Genomic DNA, 20,384 nt, shown 5'->3' on the forward strand with positions numbered 1-20,384 from the left:
CATCTATTTCCTTCAGGAAAGCCCGCTCATGGCCCACGAGAGCACCCCCGACCATCACATATTCGAGATGGACCTCACCGCGGACGAGGCGCGTCGGCGTACGGAGTTCTTCGCGGCGATGGAGCCCGGCTGGGACCCGGTGGCGGCGATGGCGGCCGAGGACGAGGCGTACCGGATGCTGTACTCCGGCCTCGACGAGCATCAGCAGCGGATCTACGAGCGCCTGGTGGCCGCCGGAGTGCTGCCCCCCGATCTCGGGCAGGGCCGTGCTGCCGATTGATCCCCACGCCGACAGGGCACGCCGTGCCTGGCTCCCGTGCCCGAACTGCCGGGACCACGAGAACTGCGAGAACTGCCTGGCCGGCCGCACCTGCCACGTCCACTGGCGCTATCTGCTGTCCAACTCCGGGCCCGTGGTCCATCTGCAATGCCCGAACTGCACGCATGTGTGGTTCGAGGACACGGCTGCCTGACCGCTTCGACCGGCTCCCGCGTATTCGGTGCGGCGACGGTCCTTTTCGGCACGCACACCTCAGCCCCCTGGGCGGGCTACCGGCGACCACGCCGTGTCGCGGCTCGTGGACAGCTCCGAGCGGATGTGTTGGCCTGCCCCGTGCTACGGCGAGGTGGGCGGGTGTGGGGAGCGGAGGACGAGCAGGGTGATCTCGCTGGGGGCGAAGACGCGGAACGGCGGGCCCCAGAAGCCGGTGCCGCGGCTGGTGTAGAGGAGGGTGCGGGTGCCGTGGTGGCTGAGGCCGGCGAGGGCGGGCTGGTCGATGCGGACCAGGTGGTGGAAGGGCCAGATCTGGCCGCCGTGGGTGTGGCCGGAAAGCTGGAGGTCGATGCCGTCGGCCGCCGCCCGTTCGACGAACTTGGGCTGGTGTGCCAGGAGCAGGACGGGCAGGTCGGGGTCGGCGCCGTTCAAGGCTTCGGCGAGGTCGGCGCGGTGACCTGCCAGGCCGGAGGACTCGGCGGTGACGTCATCCACGCCGGCGACCACGAGGGTGTCGCCCCCGCGTTCGAGCAGCAGATGGCGGTTGCGCAGCGGCTCCCAGCCCAGCTCGTCCATCAGGTCGACCCAGCCCTGGGCCTCGCTGTAGTACTCGTGGTTGCCGGTGACGTACACACGGGCCCGGGTCGCCCGCACGGTACCGAGTGGGGTGGCCTGGGCGCGGCGGCGTTCGGCCGTGCCGTCCGCGATGTCCCCGGTGTGGCAGACCAGGTCGGCTTCCAGATCGTTCACTGTCTCGCACACCCGTACCGACCAGCGAGCGCGATCGAGTGGGCCGTAGTGGGTGTCGGTGACGAGGACGACCCGGAGGCCGTCCAACCCGGCACCCAGTCGCGGGAGTTGCACGTCGAGACGGCGCACCCGTGGCACGCGGCGGGCCTCGGCATACCCCCAGCCGAGCAGTACGACGGCTACGCCGAGGACGGCCCAGGTGACGATTCGGGCCCGGTCCTGGCTCTCGCCGGCGCCGGCCACGGTCAGGGCGAGCCGCAAGAGGATGCCGAGCAGAACGGACCAGGTGAACAGAATCCAGCTGGTGCCCAGCAGGGTGTCACCGATGATCGCCGCCCGGTCCTGCTGGCGCCGGCCGTGGCCGCGCACCATCGCGAGCGGCATACCGATGAGACCGAGGGCGAACAGGGCGGTGCCGACCAGCGTGACGGGCAGCGGCCAGTGCTGGCCGCCGTACAGGAGCACCCAGCAGGGCACGGCCCACAGCAGGACGGGGGCGATCAGGGGGATGTAGCGCATCAGGCGGTGCAGTCGGCTCCTGCGCGGAGCTTGTGCCTCGCTGTCGGCGGGCCGGGTGTCGCTGGTGTCGGTCACGCTTCCCTCCCTGACCAGGCTGCAGTCTCGCGTACTGTATCCGGTCGCCCTCGGGCCGGCCGGACCGGCGTTCATGGGTGCGGCCCCTTGGGACGGAGGGTTCTCCGCGGGACGGCAGGGCTGGGCCGCGGACACCTCCATTTGCATGAGCCGCGATCAGGGCGCTGCCCGCGCGGGTGTGCTGTTCATGTGGGCGGAGAGCGGCTGTCACGCACCAACTCGACAGGCGCTCCCGGGAAGTGACGACGTTCCTGATACTCGTCGAGTGCGACGCCTGCCGGTGTAGGGTGAAGAACGCCCTTGACCTGCAGAAAGCGGGCAGGGAGCCGTCTTTCAGGAGTCCAGAATGCTGCGCACCATGTTCAAGTCCAAGATCCACCGTGCCACCGTCACCCAGGCCGACCTGCACTACGTGGGATCCGTGACCGTCGACGCGGACCTGCTCGACGCGGCCGATCTGCTGCCCGGTGAACTGGTCCACATCGTCGACGTCACCAACGGCGCCCGGCTGGAGACCTATGTCATCGAGGGCGAGCGCGGTTCCGGCGTCATCGGGATCAACGGTGCCGCGGCCCATCTTGTGCACCCCGGCGACCTGGTGATCGTCATCAGCTACGCCCAGGTCTCCGACGCCGAGGCGCGGGCCCTGCGGCCGAGGGTCGTGCACGTGGACCGCGACAACCGGATCGTGGCCCAGGGGGCGGACCCGTCCGCCCCGGTACCCGGCTCGGACCAGGAGCGCAGCCCGCAGGCCGTCACGGCCTGACCGAGGGGGAGAACGTGTCCACAGGCGACGGCGGGGGGCGCGGCGCGCTCGCCCTGCTGCACACCTCATCCGCCCATGTCCCCGTCTTCGACGCCCTGCGGGACCGGTTCCATCCCGGGCTCGAACTCAGGCATCTCGTGGCCGAGGAACTGCTCGAACGTGCCCGCGTCCACGGCCCGGACGCCGTGGCCGACGCCGTCCGGCATCTCCTCGACGCGGCGGTCGCGGCGGGCGCCCGCGCCGTGCTCTGCACCTGCTCGACCATCGGTGCGGTCGCCGAGCGCACGGAGGTGGACGTGCCCGTGCTCCGGGTGGACCGGCCGATGGCCGCCGCAGCGGTGGCGACAGGTCCCCGCATCGTTGTGATCGCCACGGTGGAGAGCACCCTGGCGCCCACGGTCGCGTTGATCCGGGAGGAGGCGGCCGGCAGCGACGTCGAGGTGCGCACCGTACTCGTCGAGGGGGCGTGGGAGCGGTTCGAGGCGGGCGACACCGACGGATACGTGCGGGCGGTCGTGGGCAGCGCCGACACGGTCACCGATGCCGACGCGATCGTCCTGGCCCAGGCGTCCATGGCCCCCGCGGGGTACCTGACCTCGACCGACGTCCCGGTCCTCGCCAGCCCCGAGCCGGGGCTGGCGGCGGCCGCGGCGGCGCTCCGCGGCGCCGCACGGCCGACCGGGTAGTTTCCGGGCGGTCCGTGGCCCACCCGGTCCTGCCGACGTCCCGCGACGGGGTGAGTGCCGATCGGTGCCCCGGGTACCCGGGGCACAAGTCCAGGGCCGACGCAGCGAATGGCTGGAGGACACGATGACGCATCCGTTCCCCGATCCCGCACGGCCGGGACCGCCGCCCGGACCGGGACCGACCCCGGGACCGGATCCGACCCCAGGACCGGATCCGACTCCGGGGCCGGGGCCCGCGCCGGGCCCGGAACCCGTCCCACCCGAACCCGTACCGCCCGGCCCGGCGCCGGTGCCGCCCGCACCCGGCCCCGTTCCGCCCGGTCCGGGACCCGACCGTCCGCGTCCCGGACCGGAACCCGTGCCCGACCCGGAACCCCGGCCCACCCCCCAGCCGCCTCCGTCCCCGATCCCGGAGCCACCAGGTCCCGACCCGGTGCCGGAGCCCGAGCCGGGGCCGCCCCTGAAGTAGGCCGGAACCGCGCGGTGGCCCGGTGCCTGGAGGTTTCCTCCGGGCACCGGGCCACCGTCATGCGGTCAGTGGGGCGCGCTACGCCCCGACCTCCGTCCGGTCCCCGCCCCACAGCGTGTGGAACGAGCCCTCGCGGTCCGTGCGCCGGTAGGTGTGCGCCCCGAAGAAGTCCCGCTGCCCCTGGGTGAGCGCGGCAGGCAGCCGTTCGGCGCGCAGCGCGTCGTAGTAGGCGAGCGCCGCGGAGAACCCGGGTGCCGGGACACCCTGGCGGGTCGCCGCGACGAGGACCTCGCGCCAGTCGTCCTGCGCCTGCGCGATCTCACGGGCGAAGGTCTCGTCGGAGAGCAGGCTCGGCAGATCGGGGCGGGCGTCGTAGGCGGCGCGGATGCGGTCGAGGAAGGCCGCGCGGATGATGCAGCCGCCACGCCAGATGGAGGCGATGCCGCCGAGGTCGATGTTCCAGTCGTACTCCTCGCTGCCCGAGGCGATCTCGTGGAAGCCCTGGGTGTACGACACGATCTTCGACGCGTACAGCGCCTGCTCCACCCGGTCGGCGAAGGCCCGGGCCTCGTCCTCTGCCAGCGGTGCGGGCTTCGGGCCGGCCAGGCCGCGCGAGGCCTCGCGCAGCGCCGAGTGCCCGGACAGCGAGCGCGCGAACACCGCCTCGGCGATACCCGACACCGGCACCCCGAGATCGAGGGCGATCTGCACGGTCCAGCGTCCGGTTCCCTTCTGCTCCGCCTGGTCCTGGACCACGTCCACGAACGGCTTGCCCGTCGCCGCGTCCACGTGCGAGAGCACCTCCGCGGTGATCTCGATCAGGTACGAGTCGAGCCGCCCGGTGTTCCAGGTGCGGAAGATCTCGGCGATCTGCGCGGGGGAGTAGCCGGCGACGTCGCGCAGCAGCTGGTACGCCTCGCCGATCAGCTGCATGTCGGCGTACTCGATGCCGTTGTGCACCATCTTCACGAAATGGCCGGCGCCGTCGGGCCCGACGTGGGTCACGCAGGGCGCGCCGTCCTTCGCCTTCGCGGAGATCTTCTCCAGCATCGGGCCGAGGGAGGCGTAGGACTCGGCCGATCCTCCGGGCATGATGCTCGGGCCGTGCAGCGCGCCCTCCTCACCGCCCGAGATACCGGTGCCGACGAAGTGGATGCCCTGTTCGCGGAGCTCCTTCTCACGTCGGCGGGTGTCCGCGAAATGCGCGTTGCCGCCGTCGATGATCATGTCGCCGGGCTCCAGGAGCGGGGCGAATTCCCGGATCACCGCATCGGTCGGCGCCCCGGCTTTCACCATGATCATCAGACGCCGGGGCCGCTCGAGCGCCGCAACGAAGTCCTTCGCGGTCTCGGTCGCCACGAAGTCGCCCTCGTGGCCGAACTCCTTCACAAGGTCGTGGGTTCGCGCCGTGGTCCGGTTGTGCAGGGCGACCGTATAGCCGTTGCGCGCGAAATTGCGGGCGAGGTTGCGGCCCATGACCGCGAGACCCGTGACGCCGATCTGGGCTGAAGTGCTCATAACGGTTGGCTCCTAGAGGTCCTGGAATCGGCGGTGCCGGTTCGGTCCTGAGGACATCCTCAGGGGGTGGTGCCGGTCGTGTTCGTCAGTATTGCCCGGTGACCATCCTGACGTGCCGGTACGCCCACCGCACATCCGCGTGTCGCGGCGAGGGGCGCGCAGGTGGCAGCCGCACCGGCAGGTCGTCCGGGCCCGTCCGGAAACGGGGGCGGAACCAGGTCGGTTGGCCCGCCGAAGAGGCCGATTGCCGTCTTGTCATGGCCTGTTCGCAACGCTTACTTTTGCCCCTCCTGACGCATGTCGAGGGGGTCCCCATGGCCGTACGCGGCCGGCACCGCCGGTATCAGCCGACAAGGATCAACCGCGCCTCGCTCACCGTCACGGCGGGCAGCGCGGGCATGGCCATCCCGCTGATCGGCGCCGGGGTCACGCACGCCGCGGACATGGACACCTGGAACAAGGTCGCCGCCTGCGAGTCGACCGGCAACTGGAGCATCAACACGGGCAACGGCTACTACGGCGGACTGCAGTTCACCCAGTCCACCTGGGAGGCCTACGGCGGTACGGCCTACGCCCGCCGCGCGGATCTCGCCACCAGGGACCAGCAGATCGCGGTGGCCGAGAAGGTCCTCAAGGGGCAGGGCCCGGGCGCCTGGCCGGTCTGCTCCGTACGCGCGGGCCTCACCCTCGCCGACTCCGGGGCCCGTACGAGCGGGCCCACCGGCGACACCCCCGGCACCGCCACGCGTTCCGTACGGGATGTGAAACCGCAGACCACACCCCAGTCGCAGGCGGGCACCGCCGAGATGTACACCGTGGTGCGCGGGGACACGCTCTCCGGGATCGCCGACACCCATCATGTCCAGGGCGGTTGGCAGCGGTTGTACGCGGCCAACCGCGAGGCCGTCGGGGCCGACCCGGATCTGATCCTGCCCGGTCAGCGGCTGCAACTGCGCGCCAAGGCTTCGGCGCGCACGGAACCCGCACCCTCCCGGACCCACAAGTCGTCCACCCGCAGGCAAACTTCGGAGCGCACCACCACCCACTCCATGGTCGCCCCGGTGACCGCGGCCACGGGCACGCCCTACCACGCCGCGGGCGGGGCATGGTCGAAGGGCTACCACACGGGCGTCGACTTCCCCGTGCCCACCGGAACCTCCGTGAAGGCGGTGGCCTCGGGGCACGTCGTCGCCGCGGGCTGGGGCGGCTCCTTCGGCTACCAGGTGGTCATCCGGCACGCCGACGGCCGCTACACGCAGTACGCCCATCTGTCGGCGATCTCCGTGCAGGACGGGCAGAGTGTGGTGGGCGGCCAGCGCATCGGCCGCTCCGGCTCGACCGGCAACAGCACCGGCCCGCATCTGCACTTCGAGGTGCGTACGGGGCCCGCGTTCGGCAGCGACATCGATCCGCTCGCCTATCTCCGCGCGGGCGGCGTCAGGCTCTGACGCCCGTCGGAAGCGGTCAGGATTTCACGCGGGCCCGGTTCCGGTCCGGGGCGGGCACGGGCACGAAGGGCCCGCCGTAGAAGGGAGCGTACAGAGGGGCCGGCTCCCAGTCGCCGTAGGTGTCCTCCTTGGCCGGCGCCTCCGCGGGCACGTCCTCCTCGGCAGGGGCCGGCGCCTGCGTGGGCACCGGGGCGATCACCGTCTGGAGCGGCTCCGGCTGGCAGACGGGTTCCGGGGCGGCCGACGGATCCGCGGCCGTCCGCTGCTCGCCACCGATCCGCTCCGTCGTGAGCAGGATGAGACCGCCCGCGGCCACGACACCGCAACCGAGGGCGAGCGCGGTGCCCGTGGTGCCGTAGCGGAAGGTCTCGCCGAACAGGGTGATGCCGACCGCCGCCGCGGCCACCGGGTTCACGACCGTGAGCGTGGCGAGCGGGGCCGCGAGGCCCGCACCCCGGTAGGAGGCCTGTGACAGCAGCAGACCGGCCGTCGCGAAGACGCCTATCACCGCGAGGCTCGGCACATCGGCGAGCGCGACCCCGCTCTTCCAGTCCACCGCGACCGTCTTCGTGAACACCGACGACATGCCGAACGCGACACCGGACCCGGTCGCCAGCAGCACGCTGCGTACCGCCGGATGCCGGTGTGCCGCGCGGGCCGCCACCATGAGCGCCAGTACGCCGCCCGCGGTGACCAGGGCCACCGTCACACGCTGGGCGCCGCTCAGGGTCTGGGCGTCGGAGGCGCCCACCAGGGACAGCAGACCCGCCAGGCCGACGGTCGCCATGACCGCGCCCCGCCAGGCCGTCGCCCCGGCCCTGCGGCCCACGAACAGGGCGGCCATGGGCAGGGCGAAGACGATGGTCAGCGCACCGAGCGGCTGGACCAGGCTCAGGGGACCGTAGGCGAGCGCCGCGACGTGCAGCAACCCGCCGAGACCGTTCAGCACGACCGACGCCCACCAGGCCGGCCGGCGCAGCGGCGCGCAGGACTCGTCCGGCGAGGACACGGCGACCCGCTCCTGCACGATCGCTCCGCCGGCGTAGGCGACGGCGGAGAACAGCGAAAGGAGCACGGACAACGCGAGGGCGCTCATGAGCGGCTCCTCTGCGGGGGGCCGGAGCGTGATGCCCGGCGCGGCTGACGGTCGGCTTCCACAATCAACACGATGCCGTGCGGAACCCTTCCCGTCGTCGTACCTGAGCACGCATTGGGTCATACTGCCGATGGAGTACGAACACGTTCACGTCCTCCCCCGGAGGGGTGACCACGGATGGCTCCCCCCTGCTGAGAGGCCGTGCGGGCCCTGGTACTACTGGCCTTCGTGGACCTCGACCCCGAACTCGCGGCGCTCGGCTCCCTGGGCGGCTTCTTCGTACTACGCACCGGAGTACCCCGGCGCCGGACTCTGCCGCACCTCGCGCACGCGTACACGGCCGCCCCGTCCGACGGCCCCGAGGATGTTTACCGGGATCCGCTGACTTTCCGCGTCCGCAAGGTCGCACGGAGTCTCCACGCCCCCGAGGCCCGGGTCGCCGCCTCCATCGCCCACCAGGGCCTGGCGGCCCGGCTCTGGTCCGTCGCGCTCGGGTGCGCCGCGCTGTACGGGAGGGCTCCCGACCTCGACCCGGGGCGGCTGTCCTGGGACCCGGACGGCAGCGCGCCCGAGGACCTGTGGCTGGACGAGGTGCGCGCGCTGCCCGTCGACGCGCTCGACGCGGTCGTGCGGGAGGCCCACCTCGTCCCCCTGACCACCGCCCTGGCCTCTCGCCACGGAGTCTCCGAACGGCTGCTGTGGGGCAACGCCGGCTCCGCCCTCGCGGGCGCCGTGCGCATGATCGGCCACTGGGCCCGGACGGAGGGCCGCGCGGACGTCGCCGAGCGGGCCCGCGGGCTGGCCGCCGGGTTGTTCACGCATCCCGACCTGTCCGGCACCCTCGATCCCACGACCGGCCGGCGCCGCAGTTGCTGCCTCTACTACCGGCTGCCAGGCGGCGGTGTGTGCGGCGACTGCTGTTTCGACCGCCCGGCGGGCCGGGACTGACACCCGTGTGGTCTTCCGCAACCGCGGTATCTGGGTGACCATGTGGGAACCAGCCGCTGAGACAGGGGGTTCCGGGTGCGTGTGGGCCTGCTGACCCGGGAGTACCCGCCGGACGTGTACGGCGGCGCGGGTGTTCATGTCGAGTTCCTCGCACGGGAGTTGCGCTCCCTCACCGACCTCGACGTGCACTGCTGGGGCGAGGGCGGTGCCGGGGGCGTCGTACGCCATCGGTCGTGGCCGGCCCTGGACACCGCCAACGACGCGCTGCGCACCTTCTCCGTGGACCTCTCCATCGCCGCCGTCCTCCAGGACCGCGAACTGGTCCACTCCCACACCTGGTACGCCAACCTCGCAGGGCACCTGGCCAAACTGCTGTACGGCATCCCGCATGTGATGACCGCCCACTCGCTCGAGCCGCTGCGCCCCTGGAAGGCCGAGCAGCTCGGCGGCGGGTACGCCCTCTCCAGCTGGGCCGAACGGACCGCCGTCGAGGCGGCGGACGCCGTGATCGCCGTCTCCGGCGCCATGCGCGACGACATCCTCGGCTGCTACCCGGACCTCGATCCCGCCCGGGTCCACGTCGTGCACAACGGCATCGACACCTCGCTCTACCGGCCCGACCCCGGCACGGACGTCCTCGCCCGCCTCGGCCTCGACCCGGGCCGCCCGTACGTCCTGTTCGTCGGCCGCATCACCCGCCAGAAGGGCGTGCCGCATCTGCTGCGCGCGGTCCGGCACATCGACCCCGACACCCAGGTCGTGCTGTGCGCCGGCGCCCCCGACACTCCGGAGATCGACCGCGAGTTCCGGGACCTGTTCGAGGAGTTGAGCAGAAGTCGCGAGGGCGTCCACTGGATCCCCAAGATGCTGCCGCGTCCGGACGTGATCCAGCTCCTCACGCACGCGGCCGTGTTCGTCTGCCCGTCGGTGTACGAGCCGCTCGGCATCGTCAACCTCGAGGCCATGGCATGCGGTACGGCGGTCGTGGCCTCGCGCACCGGGGGCATCCCGGAGGTCGTCGACGACGGTCGCACGGGTCTGCTGGTCGACGTGGACGACGACTTCGAGGAGCACCTCGCCCGCGCCCTGGACTCGGTCCTCGCCGACCCGGTGGCGGCCGAGCGCCTCGGAGAGGCCGGCCGGGAGCGCGCGGTGAAGCAGTTCGGCTGGGACACGGTGGCCCGCCGCACGGTTCGCCTGTACGAGGAACTCCTCGAGCAGGGGTAGTCAGTGAACAGAGAGCGGCACAACCGGGCTTAGAGGGGCGGCGGCATGCGGCGCGGTGGACCTTCGGTGCTGGGAATCGTACTGGCCGGCGGGGAGGGGAAGCGGTTGATGCCGCTGACCACCGACCGCGCGAAACCGGCCGTGACCTTCGGCGGAACCTACCGCCTCGTCGACTTCGTCCTGTCCAACCTCGTGAACGGCGACATCCTGCGCATCTGCGTGCTGACGCAGTACAAGTCGCACTCGCTGGACCGGCACATCACCACCACCTGGCGGATGTCCAGTCTGCTCGGCAACTACGTCACCCCCGTCCCGGCCCAGCAGCGGCTCGGTCCGCGCTGGTACCTGGGCAGCGCGGACGCCATCCTGCAGTCGCTGAACCTGATATACGACGAACAGCCCGAGTACGTGGCGGTGTTCGGCGCCGACCACGTCTACCGGATGGACCCGCGGCAGATGCTCGCCCGGCACATCGACAGCGGAGCGGGCGTGACCGTCGCGGGGATACGGGTGCCGCGCGCCGAGTCCCCCTCCTTCGGCGTGATCAGCCCGGGCTCGGACGGCCTGACCGTGGAGCGCTTCCTGGAGAAGCCCGCCGACCCGCCCGGGCTGCCGGACGACCCCGAGTGCGTCTTCGCCTCGATGGGCAACTACATCTTCACCACCAAAGCGCTGATCGAGGCGTTGCAGCGGGACGCCGAGGACCCGAACTCCGTACACGACATGGGGGGTTCGATCCTGCCGGCCCTCACCGACCGCGGTGAGGCGCAGCTGTACGACTTCAGCGCCAACCACGTGCCGGGCGAGACCAGCCGCGACCGGGGGTACTGGCGGGACGTCGGCACGCTGGACGCGTACTACGACGCCCATATGGACCTGATCGCGGAGCGGCCGGCCTTCAATCTCTACAACCGCAGCTGGCCGATCTACACACACTCCGGTCAGCTGTCGCCCGCCCGCTTCAACGCCGGCGGCATCGCCAGCGAGTCGATCATCAGCGCGGGGTGCCTGATCCGGGGGCAGGTGACGCAGTCGGTGCTGTCTCCGGGCGTCGTCGTGGACCCCGGTGCCGTCGTGCAGGGTTCGGTCCTGCACGACAACGTCCACGTGGGACGGGGCGCGATCGTGCGCGGAGCCATCCTCGACAAGAACGTCGAAGTGCCGCCGGGCGCGACGATCGGTGTCAACCCGGACCGGGACACGGAGCTGTACACGGTGTCGAAGGGCGGGGTGATCGCGCTGGGGAAGGGGCAGCACGTGCCGTAGGCGCTCCGGACCGTGTGCCCCCGCGGCAGCCGGGGCACACGGTCCGGCCACCCGAATGACGCACCGGAGGGGCCCTCGGCAGGCAGGGCCCGTCACCGGCCGCCTATCGTCGCCCATGAGCACTTGCCGATCGGCCCGGGAGCGCGGGGACGCTCCGGCAACGGGCCTCGGGCACATGGCGGGGGGACGACGAAAGCGAGGTCGGACATGACCGACGCAGGCGTGCACCCGCCTCTCCGCGGGCGAGCGTGTCCCCGGACGCGCTCCTCGCGCGCGGCCCCCACGACGCCGTCGGCGGCGGCATCCTCTCCCGGACCCCGAACGGTCCACCTGTCCTGACATCCCCACGGCGGCCCCGCCACCGATCCGGCCCGCCCCGAACCGCTCCCCGCCGCGGGACGGGACATCCGGACCCCGGACGGTGAACTCTTCCCGGCTCCTTGGGCGTTCCACGGCGGCAGACCGTCCTTCGCCGACTCCCCGCACCCGTGCTGCCCCGCTGCCGGGCACCGGTCTTCCGCGACGCGCCCCAGGTCAACCGCTTCGGATGCTCCGGAATCCGACACGGCGCCACCACCATGTGGACAACGATGTCGATCCCCCGGAGGTCTTCCCAGATGAGATGGACCCGGCGCCTGCGCCTCGCCGCCGCGGGCGCGGTCGCGGCCTCTGCCCTGTGCTCCCCGCCGGCCACCCCGGCCGCCGATCCGCCCGACGGCAGACTCACCGACCTGGTCAACCCTTTCATCGGCACGCAGAACGAAGGCAACACCTTCCCCGGTGCCGCCGTTCCCTTCGGCATGGTCCAGCTCTCCCCGGACACCGGGCACAGAACCGGCTACGACTACACCCAGCAACGGATCCGCGGCTTCTCCCTCGTCCACCTCTCCGGCGTCGGCTGCGCCATCGGCGGGGATCTGCCCGTGCTGCCGACGACCGGTGACGTCACGGAGACGGACTACGCCAAGTACGCGGCCACGTTCAGCCACGCCGACGAGCAGGCGAGCCCCGGCTACTACCGGGTCCGACTCGGCGACGGCATCCAGGCCGAACTGACGGCGACCGCACGCACCGGAGTGCAGCGGTACACGTTCCCGGCCACCGGCAAGGCCAATGTGCTGCTCAACGCGGGCCAGGCGCTGCACAGGAACATCTCCTCCAACGTAGAGATCCTCGACGACCGCACCGTGCGCACCACGATCACGGGCAGCGGCTTCTGCCGCTCCACGCGCCCGTACACGGTCCACACGGTCACCCGCTTCAGCCGCCCCTTCACGGCACACGGAACCTGGTACCAGGACTCGATCACCCCGAAGGCGACGAAGTCCTCGGGCCCCGGGCGCAACGGCGCCTACGTCACGTTCGACACCACCAAGGACCGGACGGTGGAGGCGAGGACCGCGCTGTCGTATGTGGACGCACGCGGCGCCGAGGCCAATCTCGCGGCCGCGCAGGCCGGTTCGTTCGACGAGGTCCGGGAGGCAGCCCGTCGCGCCTGGGAGGACCGCCTGGACGACGTCCGGGTACAGGGAGGCGACCGCACCCTGCGGACCACCTTCTACTCGTCCCTGTACCGGTCGTTCCTCGCGCCGAACATCGGCAGTGACGCCGACGGCCGCTACAGAGGCTGGGACCAGCGGATCCACCGCGTCAACGGGTTCACGTACTACCAGAACTGGTCCCTGTGGGACACCTACCGCACCCAGGCCCAGCTACTGTCCCTGCTCGCCCCGCGCGAGGCCCGCGACATGGCGCTCTCCGTGCTCGAGATCGACGCGCAGGGCGGCTGGCTGCCCAAGTGGGGCTACGGCACGGTCGAGACGAACATCATGAGCGGCGACCCGGTGACCCCGTTCCTCACCCACGCCTACCAGCAGGGGCTGCTGAAGGGATACGAGGAGCGGGCCTACCGTGCGCTGAAGAAGAACGCGGACGGCGTTCCCCCCGCCAACACCATGTACGTGGGCCGGGAGTCGAACCGGGAGTACATCGCGAACGGCTTCGCGCCCTACATCAAGAACCGTCCGTACTCCAAGCCGGGCGACTCCGACTACCACTACGGCGCCTCGGTGACCCTGGAGTACGCGCTGTCCGACGCGATGCTCGCCCAGATGGCACGCGACCTGGGCCATGACGCGGACGCGGCGCGCTATGCCGCCCGCTCGCGGAACTACCGGAACGTCTTCGACCGGTCGACCGGCTTCTTCCGCGCCCGGGACGCGTCCGGCGCCTTCGCGGGGCCGGCCGACCCGGCCAAGAGCGTGGGCTTCCACGAGGGCACCGCCTGGCAGTACCAGTGGCTCGTGCCGCAGGACCTGCGTGGCATGGTCGGTCTCATCGGAGGCGACCGCGCGGCCAACGACCGGCTCGACGCCTTCTTCGCCTACGACCGACTGCTCAAGGACCCCGTGGGGACCGCGCGCGATGTCTGGGTGAACGGGCCGTACGCCTACTACAACGCGGACAAGTACAACCCGCAGAACGAGCCCGACCTCATCGCCCCGTACACGTACCTCTCCACCGGCCAGCCCTGGAAGACGACCGACGTGGTGCACGCGGCGCTGACCCTGTTCACCGACGGGCCGACGGGCATGACCGGCAACGACGACCTCGGCACCATGTCCGCCTGGAACGTGCTCTCGTCGATCGGGATCTTCCCCGTGCAGCCCGGATACCGCACCTGGGGGCTGACCACGCCCGTGTTCGACCGGGTCGACCTGGCGCTGGACCGGGCGTACTACCCGGGAGGGCGACTGACCGTCACCGCGCCCGGCACGTCCGGCAGCCAGCGGTACATCCAGGGGGTGCGCGTCGACGGAAAGGCCCACGAACGGACGTACATCACCACCGACACATTGCGCCGTCCGAGCACGCTGGAGTTCACGGTCGGCGCGCGGCCGTCCGGGTGGGGCACGGCACCGAAGGCGGCGCCACCCGCGCTGAAGTGACCTCACACGTCTCATAAAGTCCCGCCTCTCTCGGAGAGGCGGGACTTTATCTGCTGTTAACTGAGCGTAGCCTGATCGTACTTGACCGTAATCGCCAGTCGGAGGTTGACTTCGTGTTCTCCCATCGTCGACGCGAGGCAAGCCATTGACTTCCGACCTGCTCGCACCACTCGACCTGGCGTTCTGGAACATCGAATCCGCCCGCCATCCGATGCACCTGGGCGCCCTCGGGGTGTTCGCGTGCAACTCGCCCACCGCGGGTGCCCACGCCGCCGATCTGCTGGCGGGTCGTGCCGCCGCGGTGCCCGGGCTGCGCATGCGGATCCGCGACGTGTGGCTGCCGGACGGACGGCTGAGGCGGGCCCTCCCCGCGGCGCGCCTCCCGCTCGCCCTGGGCGGCGCGGCCCGCGAGCCCGCACCCGACTTCGACCCCCTCGACCACGTAAGGCTGCAGGCGCCCACCGCCGACTTCCACGCCGCCGCCGGACGGCTCATGGAGCGCCCGCTGGAGCGCGGCCGACCGCCGTGGGAGGCGCATGTGCTGCCGGGGGAGTCCGGCACCTCCTTCGCCGTCCTGTTCAAGTTCCACCACGCGCTCGCCGACGGACTGCGCGCCCTCACGCTGGCAGCCGCGGTCATGGACCCGATGGACATGCCCGCGCCCCGGCCGCGCCCCCAGGCTCCTGCCCGCGGCCTTCTGCCGGACATGCGCAGACTGCCGGGTCTGCTGCGCGGCACGCTCGCCGACGTGGGCCGCGCCCTCGACATCGGCGCCTCCGTCGCCGTGTCGACCCTCGGGACGCGCTCGTCGTCCGCGCTCATCTCCGAGCCCAGCGGCACCCGCCGCACCGCCGGCGTCGCCGTCGACCTCGACGACGTGCACCGGGTGCGCAAGTCGGCGGGCGGAACCGTCAACGACGTCTTGATCGCGGTCGTCGCGGGCGCACTGCGCCGATGGCTCGACGAGCGCGGCGACGGCAGCGCCGGCGTCGAGCCCCGAGCCCTGATCCCGGTCTCCAACCGCCGCCCGCGCACCGCGCAGCCGCAGGGCAACCGGCTCTCCGGCTATCTGATACGGCTTCCGGTGGGCGATCCGGACCCGTTGCAGCGGCTGCGGAGGGTCCGCACGGCCATGGACCGCAACAAGGACGCCGGGCCCAACCGGGGCGCGGGTGCCGTCGCGCTGCTCGCCGACCATGTGCCCGCGCTGGGCCACCGGCTGGGCGGACCGCTCGTCAGCCAGGCCGCCCGGCTGTGGTTCGACATCCTGGTCACCAGCGTCCCGCTGCCGAGTCTCGGCCTGAAGCTCGGCGGCAACCCGCTCGCCGAGATCTATCCGCTCGCCCCGCTGGCCCGTGGCCAGTCCCTGGCGGTGGCGATCTCGACCTACCGCGGCCGGGTCCACTACGGGTTCGTCGCGGACGCGCGCGCGGTGCCGGACCTGGCGCGCCTGGCGCGCGCGGTGCCGGACGAGGTGGAGACGCTGCTGGCGGCCTGCCGCGTCTGAGCGGTTCGTCACACCCGTCGAGGGCGGCCGTGCCGGTGCGCGGCCGCCCTCGACGCTGTCCGGCCGCGAGGCGTGCGCCGATGCGGAGAGCTCCCGGGCCCCCGACCGGACCTGCCGCTGTTCGCTGATCATCACGGGTTTGGAGACCCGGCCGTGCGCTCCGTAAAATTCGCTGTTCGAAGGCGAGCGCGGTCGGAGCGCTGCGCGGGAGCGAGGAACGGCAGCGCGATGACGGTGACAGAGGACGGCCTGGCAGCCGCCGGCCCGGCGGCCATGGACGACACGGCGTACGGGCGCGGCATCGACCCGGAGCGACTGGCCGTCTGCCTCGGCGTGCTCGCGGAACTCGACGACCTCGACGTGGACCACCCGGACGCGATCAGGGTGCGCCGGGCCACCTCGCACATCTACCGCTCGGTCAAGCAGCGCCGCCGCCAGGAACGCCGTGCTGCCAAGACCGCCCACGACAAGGCGGTCACCGAGGCCACGGCGACCGGGTCCGCGCAGCGCATCGACGACGAGACCGAGGGCATCCTGCCGTCCTCCGTCACCGAGTCCGGCCAGATCGCCGGCATACTCCAGCGCCCGCGCTCCTGCTATGTGTGCAAGTCCCGCTATGTCGAGGTCGACTACTTCTACCACCAGCTCTGCCCGAACTGCGCCGACGAGAACCGGTCCCGCCGCGAGGCCCGAGCCGACCTCACCGGCAAGCGCGCCCTGCTGACCGGCGGCCGCGCAAAGATCGGCATGTACATCGCGCTGCGGCTGCTGCGGGACGGTGCCCACACCACCATCACCACGCGCTTCCCGAACGACGCGATCCGCCGCTTCAAGGCGCAGCCGGACAGCGACGAGTGGATCCACCGGCTGAAGATCGTCGGTATCGACCTGCGCGACCCGGCCCAGGTGGTGGCGCTGGCCGACTCGGTGGCCGCCGAGGGTCCCCTGGACATCCTGATCAACAATGCGGCGCAGACCGTGCGCCGCTCCCCGCAGGCCTACAGCGAACTGGTCGCCGCCGAGTCCGCCCCGCTGCCCGCGGGTGAACTGCCGTCCGCCGAGGTCATCGGCGCCTTCGGCTCCGGAGCCGTGGCCGCGCTGCCGGTGGCCGGCGGCGCACTGACGGCGCAGGACGTCACCGGTCTCGCCCTGGTCTCGGGTTCCGCCTCCCTGGAGCGGATCGCGGCCGGCACGGCGATCGACGCGGGCGGGCTCGTACCCGACCTGCACGACACCAACAGCTGGATCCAGGCGGTCGAGGAGGTCACACCGGTCGAGCTGCTCGAGGTGCAACTGTGCAACTCGACGGCGCCGTTCATCCTGATCAGCCGACTGCGGGCGGCGCTGGCCGGCTCCGCGGCCCGGCGGACCTACATCGTGAACGTCTCCGCCATGGAGGGCGTCTTCAGCCGCGGCTACAAGGGCGCCGGCCACCCGCACACCAACATGGCCAAGGCCGCTCTGAACATGCTCACGCGCACGAGCGCCCAGGAGATGTTCGAGAAGGACCACATCCTGATGACCGCCGTCGACACCGGCTGGATCACCGACGAGCGCCCGCATCCGGACAAGGTGCGGCTGGCACAGGAGGGCTTCCACGCTCCGCTGGACCTCGTCGACGGAGCGGCCCGGGTATACGATCCGATTGTGCGCGGCGAGCAGGGCGAAGACCTGTACGGCGTCTTCCTGAAGGACTACGCCCCCGGGAAGTGGTGATCCGGAAGCGGTCCGCAGGGCGGCGACGCGCCGCCCCCGGCGTGTGGCCCGCCGCCAAGTGGGAACTCGACCTGTCGTGAGTACCGCGCAAGGAGTTCTCATGGCCATTCCACACGAGATCGATCCACGCGCCACCGGCGATCCGCGAAACGTCTACACGAGCGACGAGCAGTTCTACCGGTCCGACCGTCCGGAGCAGCCCGTCCTGCCCGAGGACCGGCCGCGTGGTGGCAGGCCGGCCGACCCGGTGAGGCACCGCAGCACCTGGGCGACCGTGGCGCTGGTCGCAGGGATCATCCTCTTGGTCCTCGTCGGGATCGCACTGTTCCCGTGAGCGATCGCCACCTTTCGAGTCAGTCGTCACGAACGAGGTGACGCCCGTGACATCAGATCTGATGCGGCGCACATGAGCGCAATCGATGCTGGATGGCGTACGTCCCGGAGGCGAAGGACTCCGGGACGTACGCGGGTCCGACCCGAGGTCCGCCGTCGGCCGGCAGGTCCGCGCCGGTGATCCGGCCGGTCGCGTCCGACGCCGGTCGGAGCACGGCGCGCGATGTCCTCGGGCTCACCGATGCGGCCCAGCGGCAGCCCCGCGGCGACGGCGTCCTCGGCGTGCTCGCCCATCCAGGCCCGCCAGACGCACTGGACGAGCCGCAGCGGTGCCTCCACGTTGACGGTGAACGGCACCGCCCGCGGGTCCCGCGGGCGGTGACGCACACCTGGGCGCCGACCGCGGCGAGCGCCCCCGCCACGGCCCTTCCGATCCCGCGTGACCCACCGGTGACGACGGCCACCCTGCCCTGGAGCCCGTACGGCGACTTCATCCGCGTGCCGTCTCATGATGCTCCGTCAGATGACTGACCGGCGAGGTACGTCAGGACGAAATTCGCTGGCCGTTCCGATGACCGGCCGCCTAGCCTCACGCACAGTCCTCGCCCCGCCGGGCCGGCCCGGAGCCGCCGCCCGTACCGTCCGACCCCGAGGAAGGCCGCCGACCGTGAACGTCCCTCACATCCTGCTGTCCGGCATCGTCGGCTCGACGGCGTACGGGCTCGCGCACGCCGGCTCCGACGTGGACCGGCTCGGCGTCTTCGCCGTGCCCACGCAGAAGCTGCACGGCTTGCACCCGCCGAAGGAGTCCCTCGTCGGTACCGATCCCGACCGGACCTTCCACGAGGCCGCGAAATGGTGTCGGCTCGCGCTCGGCGGCAACCCCAGCGCGACGGAAGTGGTGTGGCTGGCGGACGAGTTGTACGAGGTCCGCACCCCGCTCGGCGACGAGCTGATCGGCATCCGCGCGTCGTTCCTGTCCGCCCGGCGTGTTCGGGCCGCCTATCTGGGCTACGCCACCCAGCAGGTCAGGAGGCTGGAGTCGAAGGGCGACCGGGACCCGTCGGCGGACGTGCGCAGGCGCACCGCCAAACACGCACGCCATCTGAAGCGGCTGTGCCACCAGGGACTGGAGCTGTACTCCACCGGACAGCTGACCGTGCGTCTGGAGGACCCGCAGGACTACCGCGCGTTCGGCGAGCGCGTGGCCGAGGACGCCACGGTCGCGCGGTCCTTGCTGCGGCACTACGAGAACGCCTTCGACGAGGCGCGCTGCGTGCTGCCGCAGGAGCCGGACGAGGCGGCCGCCGAGTCCTGGCTGCACCGGGTCCGTGCCCACTTCTACGCACCGGAGGCGGCCCTCACCCGCTGAAGCCCGGGCCGGTCGGCCGCCGTCCGTCCCGAGGCGGCGACGGCGAGCAGGGACAGCACGGCACAGGCGGCGTAGGCCGTGCCCGGCCACGCCAGCGGAGCCGGGTACGGCGTGGGGTGCGGCAGCCCGTCTTCCATGCGGATCAGGAACGGCACCAGGCGGGTGGCCGTGGCGGCGAACCAGGCCGCGGTCACCACCCGGCCGAGCAGCCGATGGCGCTGCGGCCCGTGGGCCGCCCACATCATGGCCGGCAGGCACCAGATCCAGTGATGGCTCCACGAAATGGGGGACACCAGCAGCCCGTACAGCTCGGCGGTGACCAGGACACCCAGCGGGTCCCGGCGCCGCACGGCGTTCCACAGTGCGCACGCGGCCAGTGCGGTGGCCAGTGCCAGGGCCGTGCACCAGGCGAGTGCGAGCGGGGCGTCCGGTCCCAGGAGCCTGCCGGCCGCGCCGAGCAGGGACTGGTTGCGCACGGACCACGCAGGTCCGATGCGCTGAGTCTGGGTCACCAGGCCGGACCAGTAGCGCGCCGACTCCCGCGGGGCGACCATCCAGGCCAGGGCCGTGGCCGCGGCCGCGGCCGTGACAGCCCAGACGGTCGCCCGCCATTGCCGGGTCGCCAGCAGATACAGCCCGCCGAAGGCCGGAGTGAGCTTCACCGCGGTCGCCAGACCGAGGGCCGCGCCCCGGGTGGTCGCCGCGCGCGGCACCGCCACCGCCGCGAGGACCAGGGCCGCAAGGAGCAGATTGACCTGGCCCTGGTCCAGGGTGTGCCGCACGGGCTCGAGCCACAGGCCCCCCGCCGTCCAGAGCATGACACGGGGCATCCGGGGACGGCCGCGGCCGGCGGACCGCAGCCGCTCGGCGCAGTGGACGATCACCCCCAGGGCCGCCACGGAGGCCGTCTGCCACAGGACGACCACGACCGTCCAGGGCAGGTGCGACAGCGGCAGGAAGACCAGCGCGGCGAACGGGGGGTAGGTAAAGGGCAGCAGCGGGATGGGCGGGCCGGTGTGCAGCCGGTAGTCGTAGAGGTGACCAGAGAGCACCAGGGGCGAGGCGTCCCGGTAGACGCGCAGATCCAGCGGCCCGGGGGAGAAGCAGACGGCAGCCAGTACGTGAAGGGCCACGGACGCGGCCAGGCACCAGCCGGCATGGCCGGTCATCCACTTTCCGATCACGCGGAGCCGTGCCGGGGCGATTCCGTGTCGGCGGCACACTTCGCAGAGTCTGTCGCCGCCAAA

General features: G+C 71.9%; 17 protein-coding genes and 1 pseudogene. 13 read left to right on the plus strand and 5 right to left on the minus strand.

The features are described 5' to 3' along the window. Positions 1-28 precede the first annotated feature (28 nt). Together ADL25_RS07150 and ADL25_RS07155 are read left to right on the plus strand one after the other, a co-directional pair. Positions 29-280 carry a DUF6400 family protein gene (locus ADL25_RS07150; protein WP_059126788.1) on the plus strand — a complete coding sequence of 84 codons (252 nt, stop codon included), beginning with the start codon at positions 29-31 and terminating at the stop codon, positions 278-280. Beyond that, positions 267-473: a hypothetical protein gene (locus ADL25_RS07155; RefSeq protein WP_059126789.1), complete on the plus strand. Its 207-nt coding sequence runs from the start codon at positions 267-269 to the stop codon at positions 471-473. Before ADL25_RS07150 ends, ADL25_RS07155 begins: the two co-directional genes overlap by 14 nt. Positions 474-616: 143 nt before the next feature. Here ADL25_RS07155 and ADL25_RS07160 read toward each other — a convergent pair whose 3' ends face one another. Further along, the gene (locus tag ADL25_RS07160) at positions 617-1,837 is read right to left on the minus strand and encodes a metallophosphoesterase (RefSeq protein ID WP_059126790.1); all 1,221 of its coding nucleotides are present in this window, start codon (positions 1,835-1,837) and stop codon (positions 617-619) included. Between the two features lie 346 nt (positions 1,838-2,183). Between ADL25_RS07160 and panD the strand changes: the two genes are divergently transcribed. Both panD and ADL25_RS07170 read left to right on the plus strand, forming a co-directional pair. Continuing rightward, positions 2,184-2,603 carry an aspartate 1-decarboxylase gene (gene panD, locus ADL25_RS07165; protein WP_059126791.1) on the plus strand — a complete coding sequence of 140 codons (420 nt, stop codon included), beginning with the start codon at positions 2,184-2,186 and terminating at the stop codon, positions 2,601-2,603. Positions 2,604-2,617: 14 nt separating this feature from the next. Further along, the gene (locus tag ADL25_RS07170; protein ID WP_059126792.1) at positions 2,618-3,289 is read left to right on the plus strand and encodes an aspartate/glutamate racemase family protein; all 672 of its coding nucleotides are present in this window, start codon (positions 2,618-2,620) and stop codon (positions 3,287-3,289) included. A gap of 547 nt (positions 3,290-3,836) precedes the next feature. Here the strand turns inward: ADL25_RS07170 and gndA are convergent. After that, positions 3,837-5,276 (minus strand): NADP-dependent phosphogluconate dehydrogenase, encoded by a 1,440-nt coding sequence (gene gndA, locus ADL25_RS07175; RefSeq protein ID WP_059126793.1) that lies wholly within the window; start codon positions 5,274-5,276, stop codon positions 3,837-3,839. Between the two features lie 314 nt (positions 5,277-5,590). On the opposite strand from gndA, the gene ADL25_RS07180 reads away from it, so the two are divergent. Next, complete coding sequence (locus ADL25_RS07180) at positions 5,591-6,724, plus strand: transglycosylase family protein (RefSeq protein ID WP_059126794.1); 1,134 nt, start codon at positions 5,591-5,593, stop codon at positions 6,722-6,724. A gap of 16 nt (positions 6,725-6,740) precedes the next feature. On the opposite strand, the gene ADL25_RS07185 is transcribed toward ADL25_RS07180, so the two are convergent. Further along, a complete protein-coding gene (locus ADL25_RS07185; protein ID WP_059126795.1) occupies positions 6,741-7,820 on the minus strand; it encodes a DMT family transporter in 1,080 nt (359 codons plus the stop codon). 210 nt (positions 7,821-8,030) lie between these two features. Here ADL25_RS07185 and ADL25_RS07190 point away from each other — a divergent pair, with 210 nt between their 5' ends. The 7 genes from ADL25_RS07190 (at position 8,031) to ADL25_RS07220 (ending at position 17,766) form a co-directional block, all read left to right on the plus strand. Continuing rightward, positions 8,031-8,768 (plus strand): (2Fe-2S)-binding protein, encoded by a 738-nt coding sequence (locus tag ADL25_RS07190; RefSeq protein WP_199839123.1) that lies wholly within the window; start codon positions 8,031-8,033, stop codon positions 8,766-8,768. Between the two features lie 75 nt (positions 8,769-8,843). Further along, complete coding sequence (gene glgA / locus ADL25_RS07195; protein ID WP_059126796.1) at positions 8,844-9,995, plus strand: glycogen synthase; 1,152 nt, start codon at positions 8,844-8,846, stop codon at positions 9,993-9,995. A 45-nt stretch (positions 9,996-10,040) separates the two neighbouring features. Next, a complete protein-coding gene (gene glgC, locus ADL25_RS07200) occupies positions 10,041-11,261 on the plus strand; it encodes a glucose-1-phosphate adenylyltransferase (RefSeq protein WP_059126797.1) in 1,221 nt (406 codons plus the stop codon). Positions 11,262-11,878: 617 nt separating this feature from the next. Beyond that, on the plus strand, positions 11,879-14,209 hold the full coding sequence (locus ADL25_RS07205) for a GH92 family glycosyl hydrolase (RefSeq protein ID WP_059126798.1): 2,331 nt from the start codon (positions 11,879-11,881) through the stop codon (positions 14,207-14,209). 145 nt (positions 14,210-14,354) lie between these two features. Further along, the gene (locus tag ADL25_RS07210; protein ID WP_059126799.1) at positions 14,355-15,716 is read left to right on the plus strand and encodes a wax ester/triacylglycerol synthase family O-acyltransferase; all 1,362 of its coding nucleotides are present in this window, start codon (positions 14,355-14,357) and stop codon (positions 15,714-15,716) included. A 228-nt stretch (positions 15,717-15,944) separates the two neighbouring features. After that, entirely contained in the window at positions 15,945-17,432 is a 1,488-nt protein-coding gene (locus ADL25_RS07215; protein ID WP_059126800.1) for an SDR family NAD(P)-dependent oxidoreductase, read from the plus strand. 100 nt (positions 17,433-17,532) lie between these two features. Further along, the gene (locus tag ADL25_RS07220) at positions 17,533-17,766 is read left to right on the plus strand and encodes a hypothetical protein (RefSeq protein ID WP_059126801.1); all 234 of its coding nucleotides are present in this window, start codon (positions 17,533-17,535) and stop codon (positions 17,764-17,766) included. A gap of 52 nt (positions 17,767-17,818) precedes the next feature. Here the strand turns inward: ADL25_RS07220 and ADL25_RS51800 are convergent. Continuing rightward, a pseudogene (locus tag ADL25_RS51800) lies at positions 17,819-18,259 on the minus strand (hypothetical protein). Positions 18,260-18,432: 173 nt separating this feature from the next. Between ADL25_RS51800 and ADL25_RS07230 the strand changes: the two are divergent. Further along, positions 18,433-19,137: a DNA polymerase beta superfamily protein gene (locus ADL25_RS07230; RefSeq protein ID WP_059126803.1), complete on the plus strand. Its 705-nt coding sequence runs from the start codon at positions 18,433-18,435 to the stop codon at positions 19,135-19,137. Here the strand turns inward: ADL25_RS07230 and ADL25_RS07235 are convergent. Next, on the minus strand, positions 19,107-20,306 hold the full coding sequence (locus ADL25_RS07235; RefSeq protein ID WP_063805582.1) for a glycosyltransferase 87 family protein: 1,200 nt from the start codon (positions 20,304-20,306) through the stop codon (positions 19,107-19,109). The genes ADL25_RS07230 and ADL25_RS07235 overlap by 31 nt on opposite strands. Positions 20,307-20,384: the final 78 nt, after the last annotated feature.

It is taken from the genome of Streptomyces sp. NRRL F-5122 (assembly GCF_001507435.1).
GTDB lineage: Bacteria > Actinomycetota > Actinomycetes > Streptomycetales > Streptomycetaceae > Streptomyces > Streptomyces lannensis.